This is a genomic window from Rhodococcus sp. 114MFTsu3.1 (genome assembly GCF_000383555.1).
In the GTDB taxonomy this organism is placed as follows: domain Bacteria; phylum Actinomycetota; class Actinomycetes; order Mycobacteriales; family Mycobacteriaceae; genus Rhodococcoides; species Rhodococcoides fascians_E.
This window is the reverse complement of record NZ_KB911557.1, coordinates 150,920-167,227: the sequence shown is the minus strand read 5'-3', so window position 1 is coordinate 167,227 and position 16,308 is coordinate 150,920. Positions and strand designations below refer to the sequence as shown.

Genomic DNA, 16,308 nt, shown 5'->3' with positions numbered 1-16,308 from the left:
CGCCTACCGGGCTCTGGTGAGTTCTCTGGGCATGCGGTCCTCGATGGGACGGACCGGGGTGTGCTGGGACAACAGCATGGCCGAAAGTTTCTTCGCGGCACTCAAGAACGAATGTGTCTACCGAACAATCTATTCCACCAAAGCCAAAGCGCGACAAGACATTGTCAAGTACATCGAAGGTTTCTACAACCCGCGACGTCGACATTCAGCGCTCGGATACCGCTTCCCGAACGACGTCCACTACAGTTACCAGCAGCCCGCAATCGCGGCCTGACGATAGTCATCTCCACTGTCCGAAATCCACACGGCAGATCAGAGCTACTTCCGCCGGTACTGTCCCTACTCTTTGATCTCGATCGGGGGCTTTGCCTCGGAACTCTCGTCTTTGCCTCGACTCGATGCCACGCTCTGCAAGTTACGACCAAGCCATCCGAGCCCACTAGCACCGATGTCCGCGGCCTTGCTTCCGATAGCAACAGCGGCGCCACCGACAGCCTTGGCGCGATTGCCCACTTCCGCCAGTGCATCCGAGATGGACGGGTCCTCGTGCTCGATCCATCCGGCCACCTGGCTGCCCCTGGCGCTCGCGAAGTCGTCGAGATCTTGACGCAAGGACGAAATGTCACGCATTAGGTCACTGGTCGAGATCCATCGAACGATCTCCAGTGGTTTGACCGTCGCGTAATTGGCAAGCTCACTTCTGGCGTGGATGAGCAGATCGCCGTCACGCTCGAAGTGTTCCAGCAACAATGCCCGCGCTGACTGCACAACAGTGTCGAGATGTTCCGGCTCAGTAGCTCGGACACGTTCGATGCGCATCTTCTGCCACAGGTACAACGACTGCTCCGCAATCACCAAAAGCTGCAGGGTCTCTCCGAGCCGCTTGTCCTCAACGGCGTCCTTGAGGTAGCTCGCCCGATCCTGCACCGGCTTCAGTGAATCGAAGCCCGCTACGGTGCGCTTGGCATGCTCGCGCAACCTCGCGATACCGACCTCGAGGACTGGGCCCAAAGATGCGATGGATTCCCAGTCTGCGGTTGGCAACGCCCCGGTCTCTTCTTGAACCTTCGCAATGCGCGAGAGCGCCTCGTGGCTTCCGATCACGTCACCCACTTGCGACGCCTGTGCTAGAACAAGGATCTTGTCCACAGTGCCCTGGACGCGCTCGACTGCGTCAGCAACGGACTGAACCGCGGTCTGCAGAGCAATCTGCACTGCGAGCAACTGAACACCCAGCGCACGCGTAGGCGTCATCGACACGCTCTGCCACTGCATCTGCCCACGGAACTTGTGGGACGCATCGACGACGGTCATACGGTTGTATCCGCCGGTCCCGGGCATCACTCGATACGACTGCAACATCTTCAGGCTCTCGGGCGAGAGTCGGACAAACTGACCCTGGCCTACGGCGTTGGTGGCAGCGGCGCCGGCCACCGCAGCAGCCGACGTGAACGACGTCTTGTCCACGCCAGACACCTGAACCGCATCGCCGGCGAGGTCCTTGATCCGTGCGAGATAGCCGGCTACGGCTGCGTCGTCGCCGGACACCAGAACACCTTCCGGTTGAACCGAGACCGCGATTCCAGCGCTCGCCAGAAAAGCCTGGTCATCTTCGGAATACGGGGTCGGCAGTGACTCGTCTGTCATGTGGTCCATCCTGTAGCGAAACGAAACTATTCGCCCGAATATAGGCGACTGCCCGGTTTTGTTACAGCGTGAACAGTTCCTCAACTCCCCGCGCATTGCTAACCGGGCCTGTCGTTCCATCGTCGGTCACGATCACTCCATCTCATCGATCCGCCGGTGAACCCAACCTACGGGACCGGCGTACCAAGTCACTCCCGCCTTGGGGACCGCCGCACCGCTACGATTTCCCGAGTGACGCACGTCCGAAGGCATGTGTCTACAAGCTCCGTTGACGAGGGCCGCGGTGGGGAGTACCGCGTCGAGGAAGACTCTCGTGTCGGACCAGCGTGCAATCCTGTCTCCATGCCGAACGGACGTAACTCAGACCCTGCTGTAGTCGCCGACAAGATTGCGCGAATCCGGGATCCCCACGTCCGCCCGTTGAACGCCCTGTCCGACGCCATTGCGGATTCTGTCGGCCTCCCGCACGGCCACATTCCCTACGTCGATCCAGACCAAGGGGGTATCAACGCACGAATGTTGGTGCTGCTTGACAACCCCTCCACCAAGGCAGAGAGCGGAACGGGTTCCGGACTGCTGAGCCTGGACAACAATGACCGTACGGCTCGCAATTGCCGTGAAGCATATGAGCGCCAAGGCGTTTCACACGCGGACGTGGTCCACTGGAATGTCGTTCCCTTCCCCGTCGCAGGCGTCAAGAATGGCGGTTCAACTCCTGCAGAACGAACTCAGTCCGTGCGATGGACGACCGAATTCGTCGACCTGTGCCCAAACATCGAGATCGTTCTATTGCTCGGCGCCGCCGCTCGAGACGGTTGGGCTCGCGCGAGTATCCAGAGAGACTTCTATGTCGTTCCAGGAAAAGTTCCGCACTGTTCCGCACGGGGACTGAACACCGGTGGCGGGCGCGAACGTTTCGAGGCAGCTATTGCACAGGCCGCACAGATGCTTCGATGACGGCGCGCATGGCGACAGAGCGCCCGAAGCCCACGCCCGACTCCTGATCATTTGCCCAGTTGGAAAAGCGCCTTGTCCACGTCGCGGGCAGACCAATCCTTGCCACGGTTGCGTACCTCGACCCGCAGCTTCTCGACGGTCGTCATGTATCCGCGATACCACCCCTTGGACGTGTCGACGGCCAAGCCGAGAAGCCCGAGCGCCTTGAGAGCCCGTTTGTCGTAGATGGCCATTCGACTCGGCGCAGCCGCGAGAATGAGCGCCGAGGGCAACGCGCCGCCGTTGACGCATCCGGGCAATTCGATCAGCGCCTGTCTCGCTCGACCCGCAGCGGTCGGGACGTCCACCGAGAGATCATTTGCTGCCACGTACATCGCGGCGGTGACGACTCTGACGTCGGAGTCGCGCATAGTGTGAAGCGCCATCGCCCAAGGAGTATCGGCCCGGAGTCGCTTCCAGAAGAGCAAAGCGCCAATGTCGGCCTTACCGATGTTCCGCGCGCACTCGACTCTGGCTACGACGTCGAACAGAACCTCGTCGTACGAGTCGGACACCGTACTTTCGTAGTCAGCGTGTGCGACCAGCAGTTTCCCGATGACGTCGTTGTCGGGGGCGCTCACGCCGCGACCGCTGACTTCAGCACAACTTCGAACCGGTTCGATTCCTCGCAAACGCAGCCGACGCCGTACTCGCCCAAAAGCTCGACTAGATCGTCAGCCGGGCGATCGGGTAGAAGCATGCATATCGACGGACTGGTCTCGATGTGTCTGCGGTAGTCCAGCAGCTGCCCTAATGCCATTCGAACTGCCTCTCGTGACGCCGACGCCTTGGCTTCGTACAGGACGTTGTTCGTGTGATCGAACAGGTCCACCAGCAACGGCCGACTCACACCCTCGACCTGCAGCTGAAAGCCACTCAGGTCCAAACCCTCGGGACGTAATCGCGCAACGAAACGGTCGACCAGTTCCGATTCGGCACGGCGCGCTCGGTAGGAAGCAAACGATTCCACGTCGTAGCTCGGGGTCATTTTTCGCTGCAATGGAATTCGACGAGATACCCGCTGTTGCCGGGACTGGGGTCGACCACCCAACCACGGATTTCGGGTCCGACGACCCAGATCGTCGACGTGCTCGCCCCAAAGGTTTTCGAGCGACGCTGCGGACGGGTCGTAGATGCGCCTGCCGGAACCGAGTACCGGAAAATTGAATTTCGGCAGAGCTTGACGTAGCTCCTCGATCGTCAATCGATCTTCGTCACCGACCATCACGTCCCAGGTGACATCGACGTAAGCGGTTCGCTTTCCAGTTCCGGTCCAGTGATCGTCCATAACGACCCCGTCCTTGGTGATGCTGGCACTGGCGACGACGCCCCTAAGATTTCCTGTGCGCAACAGAAATACTCGGTCACCTGCAAGCGGACTGCCGTATCCACGACCGAAACTCCAGGAGCTGTCGTACAACCTTCCGTCGGCCGTCGCGTCGATCATCGCCTGGCGTTCGTCGGGGTCCAATCCCTCCGGACTGCCATCCCAGAGTACGAAAAAACTCTTGCTGGGTTCGAGAGAATCAATCACCGGCACTCCTTCGACTTCACAGTGTTCGGATCCCCGACCGCCTCTCCACGGTTGCACAGCGTCGCGCCTTTCGCAGACAGTTGGGTTTTGTTGCAGGTAAGACGGGGTTACGGGAAAACGTGCTCAAGCAGTCAGGTCGCGCCGGAGGTCGGGCACTGGGAAACGCGATTGTGACAGGCAGGCGCGGCGTCGTCGTCGAATCTGTCGACGTCGGACTCGACGAACCTCACATCATCGACGGTGAGGAACTGCAGCAGTGGTTTCGCGATCAGGGCGCCACAGAGGTCACCGTCGTCGAGAGGCCGGCACTACCTCAACGAAACGCCTGAAGGCGAAGGAGCAGATACTGGACCAATGTCGATGCAGCAGATCCTGACAGAACTGCGGACCTTGGACGGCGTCCTCGAACTCGCACCCGAGCCGGGGAGCGAGCATCCCCAGATCTCGTGGGGCGATCACTTCTTCTATTACGTGCCCGACGGCCAGGTTCCGAACAACCGTCAGCCATACGCGACGATCGTGACCAAGGACTATCCGGACGATGCGGCTTCTCGTCTCGATTCACCTGATCGCTGGCGAGTGAACATCCACGTCGGATCGCGTGCCTTCACCGACCTGATCGGCTACGCGCCGGGCGACATCGATGCGGCAACCGTGGACTACAGCACCGCGGACGTGTTCAACCCGCACCCGCTGTACGGCGCGTACGGCTGGGTCTGCGTGGTGAATCCCGGCGAGTCAACGCTCGATCGCACGCTGGATGCTCTGCGCGGCGCACATCTCGATGACCGACGACGCGTCGAGCATCGGCAGAGATGACGAAAATCCGACTCGGAAGAACAACGGCAAATCAGCTTCGGATGGCACCCACGTCCCAGTGGCACCGTCGACGAAGTGCATTCAGCTCGGCCCGGAAAACTACCTGGACGCAGCCGGGTGCTGATCGGTTCCAACTCAGGTCTCCGGAACTGAACAGCGCACGCTGCAAAGGCCGCAGGCCCTGGGTGTCACACGATCGCACTCAGCGAAATACGCTCCCCTTTGACGACAGGGACTTGACCGCCTCGATTGTCCAATCCACCAATACTTCCTGCTTACGTTTGCGCGCGGCTTCGCGATGGGGGTCCATCTCCTGCTCCGCGATGATGTCGCGTAGTTGATCGATGCTCAGGGGAATCAACCTGCTGCGCAGCCCGTCTACCCCGTCGGAGTCGAACACCTGGAAGGGATCGAATTCGCCCGCCTTCCGCGCAACGGTCTTTCGCGGAGCTGCTCGCTTCTTGGGCGGTGTCGCTGGGCGTACCGGTTCGAGGGCGACACCGTCTTGACCAACAACTGCTACCGCACCGACTGCATCGACGAGCGCTTTCGCGAAGCGAGGTGTGCGGGCTGCCTCGTCCGCCACAACCTGGAATAGCTTGGTCAGTAACGACGCGGCGCTTGCATCCTTGGCACTTAACTTGAGCAGCGCGCCGCCCAACTCCTGGTTGTCGACTCGCTGCCGGGTATCCACATCGGTCATAGTTTTGCCTGTGCTTCCGTGAGGATGTGCTGGGTGATTTCACGCAATTGGTCGTACTGCCCAGTGCTGCCGTATTTCACTTTGAGGGTTCCGAAAGTTTTGTGCACTGCGGCGGCAGCGATCGCGTTGGACTCTGCGAGGTACACGGGCAGCACATTCTGAATGTGGGCATCTCGACGCAACGATTTCACCATAGTCTTGTGAATCGCAGAATTGGACTTGAACTTCGTGATCACCAGCCCCAACTCGACGATTCTGCGATCGAGCTGATCTCCGAACTTCGCGATGTGGGTCTGAATCTGCGGGATACCGTAGGTGGAAAGCACATCCGGGATCGTCGGGATGATGTAGCCGTCCGCAAAGGCAAGGCCGTTGAGCGTGATGGGGCCGACGTTAGGCGGGCAGTCGATCAACACGTAGTCGTAGTCACCGAGCACCGGTCGCAGGGCGTTCCCGAGGATGTCGACACCCGCCGTTGGCGATCCGCTGTTGATCCTCAGTGCACTCAACTGCTCCTGCAACCCGATCAAATCCAGCGACGAAGGCAGGAGATCGACTCGGTGACCACCTCTGACGGTGGAAACCGATCGTTGAATGGAGCCCTTGATATCGAAATTCGACGTCCCGTCGATCGCATCCCGAAAGATCGTCGCGATCGTGAGGCCTTCTTGGTTCAGTTCGAACCAACGCTCTTCACCGATGAGCATGGTCGTCAGATTGATCTGTGAATCCAGGTCAATCAGCAGCACGCGCTGACCGAACTCCATCGACATGAATTCCGCCAGGGCAGCCGTCACGGTGGTTTTCCCCACCCCGCCCTTCAAGCTGATGGTCGTGATCACCTTGGCCATGCAGCACCATTCTTTCTCTCCTGAAAAACGTTATGTTGCATCAACGATCGCGTCCTGTCCATCTTTCTTGACACGGAATCCGACACGAGGCGTAGGTTCGGCTGCATAAGGGAGTGCATACGAGAACAGGGTCGCGAAGTCCACGGGGTCGACAGGTCCAGTCTTCGCTTTGCCTCGGAATCGAGGGTTCGGATCGTTGGCGAAGACCAGAATCATGCCGCCGCGCGTCCGCGTGTGCAGCTTCGACGCAAGGGCACCCCCGTCCTTCTCCGGACTACCGGCAATGTGGGCGATGACCTCGCGCTCACGCACTGCCGTGCCGGTGAAGCCAGTGCGGTAGTCACGGTCCTGGCGACGACGATTCACCAGTGGCAACGTTCCTTCCCACCCCTTGATTGCCACCGGCTGACGCGTCCGTGGCTGCGGCAGCAGAACAGCGAAGTCTTTCAGCAACCCATTATGGATAGCGTTATCCATTGCCGCGAGGTGCGGTTCGATGTCCCAGTTCGGATCCCACACGAACAGCGACACGGCTTCCCGGACCGAGTCGGCCGACACGATTCCATATCGGGCGTCGAATGTCTGGCGCGTACCGCGACTGCCGGACACGTTGAACGTTCCGGAGTCCTCGAGCGATTGCAGCAGTGGCTTCACTGCGTTGAAGTGCGCCTTGTTGTTGTTTCCATTTCCGCGAGGTGGCTGCATGGTGAAGCTGAAGGGCTCACCGCCCACGCCCCGATAGGCTTGCTCGGCGTTGTACATCTTCTTCGGGTCGGTCGGTTTGAGCCACGGCTGAGACTGGAACACCATGGGCGGTACATCACGAGGGGTCATCATCGGCTCGCCGTTGTTGTTCGTGATGGCGAAGCGCCCGAGCTCTTTCCGAAACTCTTCTTCGTCGTGAACAATCGTCTCGAATGCGTGGTACATGTCGGTCGGCTTACCGGCCGGCCCCGGCACATTGCGAGCGATGTACAACCGAACGAGATCTCGGTATCCGCGTCGGAAGCCGAACCACCGACCCATCTGCATCAACGTGTCGGCCATTGTGGTGCGTCGGGAGTAATAAGTAGTGGTCAGACCTTCGACGGTGAATCCTCGACTCAACTTCGCTCCGCCGACCAGGATCTTCCAGACTCCGCGCTGCTCGAAGTTCAGGTCATCCTGGTCGTATTCGGTGTCCGAGTCACCGTTGACGACGATCACCGGCGACAGACCAGTGGCGATACGCCCCGCACAGTCGCCGATGAAGTCCTCGAGCTCGGCAAACGACGCTGGGGACTGGATGCCCTCCTCGACGCGCACGGCTGACACAGGTTCGAAGTCATCGGTCCACAGCTTTTCGAGGCGCGCCAGACTCGCAGGCTGGCTGTAAGCCGATTTCCGCCACAGGGACTTGAACTCGTCGGCCAACGCTCGATGATCCCCTTTCAGCCGCGACTCGTGCACCAGCATCGTGTGGTGTGTGAAAGGCTTCGCGCCCTTGCTTTCTCGGTACAGCTTGATGGCACCCGCAATGACGAACGAATCGAGCGCCTGCTGCTGTTCGTCCGTTCGTCCCTCCTCGTCGTATCCCGCGTAGAGAAAACGAACGTGGGCCTTCTCGTTGGACGTGGCCGGATTTTTCTCTTCGTCGGGTGTGTCGTCGTCGAAGTCGTGAAAGTCTGCACCCCCCATGTATCCGACGGGACGTTCGAGGCTCAGTATGAAGTCCTTGGGGAAGATATTTTCAGTGTCCACCGGATCGACGAATACGTTGGCGAACGGAGTCGCGGTGTAGCCGATGTACTGTCCGCGTTTGAGCACACGGAGCAAGTCCGCGATGCGGGCGTTGATCGCCGTTCGCTCGATCTGATCGTTCTTCCACTTGTCCGGGTTCAAAGTGTTTATCGACGCCTGGTCTGCCTCGTCGTCGATGATCAAAGCGGGAATCTGATCGAGCGGAGTAGGAATGCGTTGCAGGTCCTCGACCAGTTTCTTGAGAACCGACGAGTTCTTCTTGACAACGGCGAGTCTGACGTTGGACGAGTACAAATTTACTGGGTGGTTCAGCGGTTTCTTGTGGTCTACAAACTCGTAATGCAATGCGCCGAGTCCGTTTCCGAGACGTTGGAAGTCGTAGGACAGGCCTGTGAGCCGTCGAATCGCCGGAATTTCGTTGGACGTGTTGGGGTCGGAGTCGTGTGTCAGGAACTTTCCTGCCGCCCACTCCTGGTCGTTGATGTAGTCGTCGGACGCTCCGATGTTCTGAACGCCGATCAATTCTTTGTCCAACCGGCGTTGCGTCTGTGCTCGTAGCAGTTCGACCGTGCCTGTCAGCACGATAATGAGCCGGTAACCCGCGTCGATGGCTTTCGCGGTGACGCCGGTGAAATTCGCGGTCTTCCCGCTTTGGACGTAGCCGACCACCAGCCCCTTCGACTGGTATGGCTCGTCTCGGGTCGGATTCGCCAGGCGCGACACCACCTCCGAGGTTGCGACGCTCAGCTTGGATACCGCAACCGGGTCCCACCCGCTGCCCCTCAGCACGCGCTCGTACGCATCCCAGTAGAACGGCCGATCGCGGCGGACTTTCGCGATGTACCACGGAGACCACGGCTGAGGTGCCGCGATGACGACCGATCCGTTGTCCACCGGAAGAGCGAAGTCGAGGTGCCCGAAAGCTTCTCCCGGTATGTCCAGCAGCGCGTAGATCAGATGGCGGCGCTGCGAGGTCTTCGGCGCCGTACCCGGTGCCCACGCAGGGAGAGGCTCCGCATCCCAATGCTGGAATGCCGACGCCGCTGCAGACCGGACCTGGACGGCCTTTTCGTCAACCAAATAGGCGACGACGTCGGCAATCTCGAGACGCTCGTTCAACCGTGCGTTGATCGGCGGCAGGAGTGGCGACGGTGCGAAATTACCGTTGAGTTCCCTCGCTATGGCTTCCTGCACCGAGTCGGACGTCATCCTTGCTCCCCACCCATCATCTCGTCGCGATCGGAAGCAATCGCGGTCTCCGCGGAAACTGCAGCCATCAACACGTCCTGCCATGCCTGCATCTGTTGTTGTTGGCGTGCCGAATGACGCTGAGCCGCAAACATTTCCTGTGTCAACAAGTAGAGAAGTGTCTTCAGCAACGGCGCATCATGCTCGTTTCGGCTTCGGTGCCCGAGCAGACCGCGCCTCAACCGCGCATTCAGCAGCAGCTCTCGGCGCACGAGATCTACCTCGAAGAACTTGTCCGGTGCCAGGGCGCGCCACCGCACTGTGACTGGGTCGTAGTCCCCGCGGAGGGTGAACGCGTCCTCGAACTCCAACAACACATCTTCGGATATTCCGTGTCCGAGCTCGACGATGGTCACCGGCCGCGGTTGGGTCTTGCGAGCATTCCGTGCAGTGGCCTCGGCGGCCTCGAGAAACCTGACGTCCCCCATGGCTCGCTGAAGCGCGGCTCCGAACGTCGCGTCGACGGTCACGCCCGACTTCTCCGCATTGATGACGATGTGTTTGCTGAGAACATCGTCCAAATCGATGGCGACGCGGGCGAGTCCGAAGTGCGGTCGCGGTCGCACAACGCCACCCCAGCCACCCATGTGCAGTAATCGATCCGCGCGGTAGACGAAGAGCCCTTGGTACTCCCTGCCCGGAGCGCCGAACAGACGAAACTTTGTTGAGGAGTTCCGCGCCGGCCAGATGTGGGCGGTAGCACTGCTGTGAGCGCCGTCGAGCTCCAGGGACAGCGTGGCGGGGAACGCCGACTCCGTCGCGGTGTCGTAGCCGAACGGATCGGTTGCGGCGATCCTGGTGACCGCACCCGGGCGGCCCGCATCGGCGTCGAAGATGTCGCTGTGGATGGTCACCCCGGCCTCGATCCGACGATGAAACACTATCCCCAGATGCGCGTGCAGTTCCTGTCTGATGTCTTCGAGCCAGGCCATCCGTTCTTGCGAGTCGTCGATCCTCAGGAAGGTACGCAAGCCCTTCAGTTCGACAATCGTCCCTGTCTCGAAACTGAAACGCGGGCGAGGGTCGTCGAGCTCGGCCGCGGCTCTGCTGTCGGAAATGACTCCAATCTCATGCGGCTTCGACCGATCGGCAATTGTGCGCGCGCAAGGTTCGGCCGGCGAGGCCGCCTTCGACCAGACAACCAGTGCGTTGGCCTGACTCAAGGACGCAGCCTTCATCCCCACACCGAAAGCGCCGAGTTGTCCCGCGTCGTAGTGACGTCGTCGTCCGAAAACCATGGCGGATTCCAGCGTGGCCGAATCCATGCCGACCCCATCGTCGTAGATGCGGAGAGCTACGACTTCCGAGTTCTGCTGGACGAATCGAACGGTTACATTGCGAGCGCCTGCGTCGAGGCTGTTGTCGATCAAGTCTGCGACGGCGGTTTGCAAGGTGTGGTGCAGGCCAATGGCATTCACGACGGAGGGATCAGCCGGAGCGTTGATCGTTGCGACGGTAGAGACGACGTCAGTCATTGGAATGATGCACCCAGGCCTGTTCGAGATAGAAGAGGACAGCGGGATCGCTCCCCGCGTAATACGAACTCAAGATCCGCCGGGTTCTGGTTTCGTCGGGCTGTCCGATTGCTTCGGCGAGCACGCCCAGCACGTCGCCGTCGCGAACAGACTCTGGGTTGCGATGTCCGATCGCAGCGAGTGCCTTCCGTAGTGGCGGCGCAGAATCTTCGAGTTCGACGGCCGGAACGACATCGAACCCGCCATCCGCATCGAAATGCAGGAAGACTTCGGCACCGGCCTCGACGGCGAGCTCGCGGAGGAACCGGCGAATCGTTCCGCACGTGGGCTGTGCACCGGTCCACCGAACGGTCTGAGTTCCCAAGCGGCTACGTAATTCGACCGACGATCCCCGGCTGCAACCCAACGCCGCTGCCACACCCGCGGGAACGGCGAAACTGGAACCCCGCAAATGCTCCGTCGTCACGACCAACCGGTACGACCATCCGCCGTCGATTCGATGCAAACGACGCGTGAGGTCCGGTGACTTCACCCCACCCTTGGATCGTCGCCGCATCCGTCCGGAAAATGGCTCCGGCTCGAACTCCGTTTCGGGCAACGGGTTCTGGCTGGCGAACGACGGCACCGCGGACAGCCACTCCGTCAGCATCCAGCGGGACGACTCGTCGAGCACGACGCGGGCATCCTGGGACAGCTTGCGGTTGATGGCGGCCGCGGGTTTGCCGGCTTCGGTCAGTATTGCCAGAGATTCCGCGGTCTGCGGAACACCGACGACTTCGAGTGCTGCAACTGCCATATCTCCGAGCTTGCGCGGCGTCAGGGCCGAATCACCGATAACGACAACGCCGCACGCAGCCAACCAAGGGCGCAATTCTTCAGGAGTCAGCTCCGCCAGTTCGGACAGCTCCGACAGTTCGACGACTCCGTTGGCAGAATCGAGGTCCTCGAGTAATGACTGCGTACGGGCCTTTGCGGCGGCAACATTTGGCGCAGCCGCCCATTGCCCTTCTACCTCGAACATGTCGTCGAATCGATCGAGCACCAGCCATAGCGGTGAATCGACCGACGGGACCGTCCTCGCAAGGTCCGGGTGCATGTCAATGAGACGAGCCAGCGACGCCACTGGCTGAATCTCAACTCTCAGGCTCGCGAGTAAGTTGCCGACCGCAGTCCCGTACACGCAGGCTGACGCCACCTTGCGCTTGACGGCGCGTTCGACATTTCCTGCCTGCCCCGCCGAAACATGCAGCTTCGCACCGAGCCCACCAAGGGTTACCGGACGATCGGCAAGAAGGCGCAGGTCGACTACCCGGCGTTCACGGTCGTCCAATTGTTTGAGAAGATCCTCGATCTCGTCGAGCGGATCCTGCAGTGGTCGTGCAGGAAAGTCTTCGGAAGAGAGTGCGGACAAGCGCTGGGCCAATTGCTGGACTTCCAGCGGAGCTTCGGCGTCGATGTCGATGTTCAAGAACGGGCGGTCCGATCGTCCCCGGACCCGTTGCCATTGGGCCAGCTGCTCGATGTCAGCCACCATCTGCGCGACAACAGGACTCTCATGCGGTTCTTCGTCGGTCTCTTCGACCAGCGCGAACGGGTCCTCCAGGATCGCGACGCATGTCAACGCGCGAACGATGTCAGCAACGGTGTCTTCGCTTGTCCCGCGGATCGCGAACAGCGATTCGACTGCACACTCCAGTAGGAGAGCGATCGTGGCTGACGACCCCAACCGCCCGATTGCCGTCAGCGCCCTCGACGACAGTCCGAGAGCAGTAACTCGCAAATCCGGATCCAGTGTGGGGAACGATTCCTTGAACTGCATCTTCGGGTGTTGCAGCACGAACAGGTCGGAGAGCTCATCCGTCAGCCTTGCGATGTCCAATTCATCGGCAGAAGTCCTCGGCGAGTCTTCGAACCACCAATCATCCGACGGACCGATCTCTTCGAGTGCGGCTGCCTTGGAAGAGACGTAATCCGCCAGCCACGGGAAGACTACCTCCCACTCCTCACCTCGCAGGCCTGAAGGAGGTACGGAACTGACGCCGAGCACCCGATCATGTCCTTCCCGATACCGAACCGTTCGGTTCACGATAGGTCACGACGAGAGGCTGCGCTGTTTCGGTCCCGTCCGTCGACATCTGATGTGGCTTTGTTCGGTCGGACTTAGAGTCCGACGCTGTCGACGCCGAATTGAGCCTCGTCGTAGCTGAAGCCCTCGAATACCAATTGATCGATGAGCCCCTGGCGAGAGAAGGACGTGAAGTCGAGGTAACTTTCGGCGCTGCCTGCGGCCTGTTCGTACCAATCGGGTGCGATGTAGTCCACGGCGAAGGTGGCATCCGAGGTCGAGTAGTCCTCGAATTCCAGCTGATGGATCAGACCCTGTCGCGAGAACGAGCTGAAGTCGAGGTAGTCCTCAGCCGAACGTACGGCGTTTCTCTGTGCGGCACTCATCGACGGCGCGGCAGGTGCGGCTTCTGTGGTGACTGCCTCGATCGTCCGAGTCGGTTGCGGTACAACGGGAGCAACCGGCTGGGCAGGGATCGGTGACGGCTCTGTCGTGGTAGTTGTCGGAGCGGCCGTCGTCCTCGGAACAGTAGTGACGGGCACCTGACTCGTTGTCGTGGGCGCCGCACTGCTTACCTGCGTCGACGTGGCACTGTTGGCAACCGACTCGACGTCGGCGCTCTTCTGCTGAGATCCGATCGCTCCCACAACGACGATGAAGGCCACCGCAGCGCCGACGATCCACGGCCACTTCTTGCGAGTGGGCGTTGCGGACCCGGGTGCTGCGAACGATCCAGTTACGGGCGACGACGAGAGCGGCTCAGCGGACTGCGGCTGCAGCGCGGACGTCCACTGCTGGCCGTCCCACCAGCGCATCTGCCCGGAACCTTCGGGGTCTGGATACCATCCAGCGGGTGTATTCACAGCTACTCAATACCAATCGGTAGGTTATTCGTTACACAACTCAGCAGTTGTTCGGCTCATCGACCTTCACTACAGAAAGCACCGCATCGCCCTCTTGGATCGGTACTCCTACGCCCGGGGTCTGTCCCACGACGATCCAGTTGGAGTCGTTGACCTGCATTCGTCCAGCGCCGGTTGCATCCTCACTTCGGGACAAGAACACTCCTGCGTCCTGAATGAGGTTCTGCGCAGCCTGGAGGTTCATGCACACAACCGGTGGCATGAGGACGGGCGCAGCGACAACACTGGGCACTGGAACAACCGGCGGTTCAGCGGCCGGAGGAAGGCTCGCCTCCGTCGTCGTGGTCGCTGTTGTCGTGGGCGTCGGGGTGGTGGTAGCCGGAGCCGACTCCGTGCTCGAAGCCTCGCTCACCGCCGTGGTTTCACCCGACGAGCTACAACCGGCCATGACACCAACGAACGCCAGCCCGGCGCCTGCAACGGCAACCGACCGCGCGATTCGACTGAAGGGGCGGCCTTCGACAGCGGCCAGGGACCTGTTGAACGACATGTTTTCTCGACCTTTCGATGTCCGCGCGTGATCGCAGCGGAAGTGACTCGACATAGATCGCAGACGTGCGTCATCCGTTACAGGGTGCGAAAACTACAACAACGGACCATCAGAGATCGCCAGCACTACGCAGGCTGGCATGCGTTCGGCCGTGATTCGGCGGGAGCCGGTCTGCTCCTTGCCGCGGTTTCGGGTGGTCTGGGGGTGTCGACCCCTCCCCCGCCGAGAATTCATCGCGACCGAGAGAAACGTCAGCTCAGGCGTCCATTTCCGCGGTGAAGGTCATGCGGTCCCCGCGGTAGAGGGAGCGCCTCTGCTCGATGGGCATACCGTCCTTGTCGAAGGACACTCGATTGAGCAGGAACATCGGCGTCCGGGTGTCCACCGTGAGCAGGGCTGCTTCCCGGGCGTCGGGCAGCACTGTTTCGATGGTGTCGACGACCCGACCGAAAATGACTCCACGGGTGCGTAGTTCGGCGTAGAGCGAGACGCGGTAGTCGAAGGTCTCCACCAGACCGGGAATTCGATACTCCGGAATGCGCGTGGTTTCGAGGCCGACGCGCGTACCGTCCGTCGTGAACACACGCTCGAGCTGGACGACCGCATCACCCGGCTCGATCCGCAGCAGCTCGGCAGTGTCGTCGTCGGCCTTGCTGACGGTCCAGCCGACGAGAATACGAGTTGCCGACAATCCCTTGTCACGCGCCGCTTCGGTGTAGGAGCCGATGGCAAGCGGCAGAACCACTTTGGGGGCGGCAACCACGGTGGCGCGCCCTCGGCGCTCGACTCTCCCAGCTACCAACAACTCTCGCATCGCCTGCCGCAGCGTCTCCCGCGATACCCCGTGCCGCTCGGCCAGATCTCGCTCGGACGGAAACGGGTCCCCCGGCGACAGATCGTCGAGCAGCGCATCCAACTCGCGGCGCACGACTTGATGCTTGAGCACCCGAGGTTCCGAGTCATCGACCATGACCTGACCATAGCAGCAATTGGTCTAGACCTAAGTTGTCGAGAGTCATTCACGTCCCGTTCATGCCAGCAACACGCATTGGTCTATACCAAACGACATCGTCTTCCTCATGCCCAACGCCACCAGCCTCGCCCACCTACCGTCGGCCACCGAACGCACCCTCCCCGTCGAGCTCGTCGTCATGGACATGGCGGGCACCACCGTGTCCGACGACGGCCTGGTCCTCGCGTCGTTCGACGCCGCCGCGACCTCGGTGAACCTCCCCGAAAGCGGCCCCGAACGCGAGGACGCGCGTCGATACGTCCTCGACACCATGGGTCAGTCCAAAATCGAGGTGTTCCGCGCATTGTTCGGCGACGAGGACCGCGCCCAGGCCGCGAACTCCGCATTCGAAGCCGCCTACGACACACGGATCGACACCGGCGTGACCGCCATCGCCGGAGCAGCCGACGCCATCGCACGGCTACGAGACGCCGGCACCAAAGTCGTCCTCACAACAGGGTTCTCGCCGGCAACTCAGGAGCGGATCCTCGACACGATCGGCTGGAAGAACATCGCCGACGCGTACCTCGCGCCCGGTGACGCCGGCCGCGGCCGTCCGTTCCCGGATCTGGTCTTGACGGCCGCACTACGCGCGCAGGTCAGCGACATGACGGCCGTGACCGTCGTCGGCGACACCTCCAACGACATCGACTCCGGCCGACGTGCAGGCGCATCGGTGCTCGTCGGCGTCCTCACCGGCGCGCACTCGGAAGACCAACTGCGCGCCGCCAATCCCACGCACGTACTCCCCAGCGTCGCCGATCTCCCTGCTCTTCTCCTGCACTGACCCTCTCCACACAGACCT

At 61.1% G+C, this 16,308-nt stretch carries 16 protein-coding genes; 5 read left to right on the top strand and 11 right to left on the bottom strand.

The annotated features are described in order from the left end of the window. The coding region (locus H292_RS0122245; protein ID WP_155949786.1) for an integrase core domain-containing protein at positions 1-274 on the top strand (274 nt) is incomplete at its 5' end. 65 nt (positions 275-339) lie between these two features. On the opposite strand, the gene H292_RS27355 is transcribed toward H292_RS0122245, so the two are convergent. Continuing rightward, positions 340-1,647, bottom strand: coding sequence for a hypothetical protein (locus H292_RS27355; RefSeq protein WP_155949809.1), 1,308 nt, complete (start codon positions 1,645-1,647; stop codon positions 340-342). Positions 1,648-1,989: 342 nt separating this feature from the next. Between H292_RS27355 and H292_RS0122235 the strand changes: the two genes are divergently transcribed. Next, on the top strand, positions 1,990-2,604 hold the full coding sequence (locus H292_RS0122235; RefSeq protein WP_020112795.1) for a uracil-DNA glycosylase: 615 nt from the start codon (positions 1,990-1,992) through the stop codon (positions 2,602-2,604). 47 nt (positions 2,605-2,651) lie between these two features. On the opposite strand, the gene H292_RS0122230 is transcribed toward H292_RS0122235, so the two are convergent. Both H292_RS0122230 and H292_RS27725 read right to left on the bottom strand, forming a co-directional pair. After that, on the bottom strand, positions 2,652-3,224 hold the full coding sequence (locus tag H292_RS0122230) for a hypothetical protein (protein ID WP_020112794.1): 573 nt from the start codon (positions 3,222-3,224) through the stop codon (positions 2,652-2,654). Continuing rightward, complete coding sequence (locus H292_RS27725; protein WP_155949808.1) at positions 3,221-4,177, bottom strand: hypothetical protein; 957 nt, start codon at positions 4,175-4,177, stop codon at positions 3,221-3,223. The genes H292_RS0122230 and H292_RS27725 overlap by 4 nt, the downstream gene beginning before the upstream one ends. 170 nt (positions 4,178-4,347) lie before the next feature. Here H292_RS27725 and H292_RS0122220 point away from each other — a divergent pair, with 170 nt between their 5' ends. Continuing rightward, a complete protein-coding gene (locus tag H292_RS0122220) occupies positions 4,348-4,506 on the top strand; it encodes a hypothetical protein (protein WP_155949807.1) in 159 nt (52 codons plus the stop codon). 25 nt (positions 4,507-4,531) lie between these two features. Then, positions 4,532-4,996, top strand: a complete 465-nt coding sequence (locus H292_RS0122215; protein WP_020112791.1) for a DUF6194 family protein — start codon at positions 4,532-4,534, stop codon at positions 4,994-4,996. A 202-nt stretch (positions 4,997-5,198) separates the two neighbouring features. Here the strand turns inward: H292_RS0122215 and H292_RS0122210 are convergent, their stop codons facing one another. From H292_RS0122210 to H292_RS0122175, 8 genes are all read right to left on the bottom strand, one after another. Continuing rightward, positions 5,199-5,699, bottom strand: a complete 501-nt coding sequence (locus tag H292_RS0122210) for a hypothetical protein (protein ID WP_020112790.1) — start codon at positions 5,697-5,699, stop codon at positions 5,199-5,201. Further along, entirely contained in the window at positions 5,696-6,550 is an 855-nt protein-coding gene (locus H292_RS0122205; protein WP_020112789.1) for a ParA family protein, read from the bottom strand. The genes H292_RS0122210 and H292_RS0122205 overlap by 4 nt, the downstream gene beginning before the upstream one ends. A 30-nt stretch (positions 6,551-6,580) precedes the next feature. Next, positions 6,581-9,499 (bottom strand): Z1 domain-containing protein, encoded by a 2,919-nt coding sequence (locus tag H292_RS0122200; protein ID WP_020112788.1) that lies wholly within the window; start codon positions 9,497-9,499, stop codon positions 6,581-6,583. Beyond that, positions 9,496-11,013 (bottom strand): ATP-binding protein, encoded by a 1,518-nt coding sequence (locus H292_RS0122195; RefSeq protein WP_020112787.1) that lies wholly within the window; start codon positions 11,011-11,013, stop codon positions 9,496-9,498. Before H292_RS0122195 ends, H292_RS0122200 begins: the two co-directional genes overlap by 4 nt. Then, positions 11,006-13,060, bottom strand: a complete 2,055-nt coding sequence (locus tag H292_RS0122190; protein ID WP_020112786.1) for a hypothetical protein — start codon at positions 13,058-13,060, stop codon at positions 11,006-11,008. The genes H292_RS0122195 and H292_RS0122190 overlap by 8 nt, the downstream gene beginning before the upstream one ends. A 113-nt stretch (positions 13,061-13,173) precedes the next feature. Then, positions 13,174-13,941, bottom strand: coding sequence for an Ltp family lipoprotein (locus tag H292_RS27720; protein ID WP_081631883.1), 768 nt, complete (start codon positions 13,939-13,941; stop codon positions 13,174-13,176). Positions 13,942-13,981: 40 nt separating this feature from the next. Continuing rightward, positions 13,982-14,491: a hypothetical protein gene (locus H292_RS27335; RefSeq protein ID WP_020112784.1), complete on the bottom strand. Its 510-nt coding sequence runs from the start codon at positions 14,489-14,491 to the stop codon at positions 13,982-13,984. A 256-nt stretch (positions 14,492-14,747) separates the two neighbouring features. Further along, positions 14,748-15,461, bottom strand: coding sequence for a GntR family transcriptional regulator (locus H292_RS0122175; protein ID WP_027498983.1), 714 nt, complete (start codon positions 15,459-15,461; stop codon positions 14,748-14,750). Between the two features lie 109 nt (positions 15,462-15,570). Between H292_RS0122175 and H292_RS0122170 the strand changes: the two genes are divergently transcribed. After that, positions 15,571-16,290 carry a phosphonatase-like hydrolase gene (locus H292_RS0122170; protein WP_020112782.1) on the top strand — a complete coding sequence of 240 codons (720 nt, stop codon included), beginning with the start codon at positions 15,571-15,573 and terminating at the stop codon, positions 16,288-16,290. The last annotated feature ends 18 nt before the right edge of the window (positions 16,291-16,308 follow it).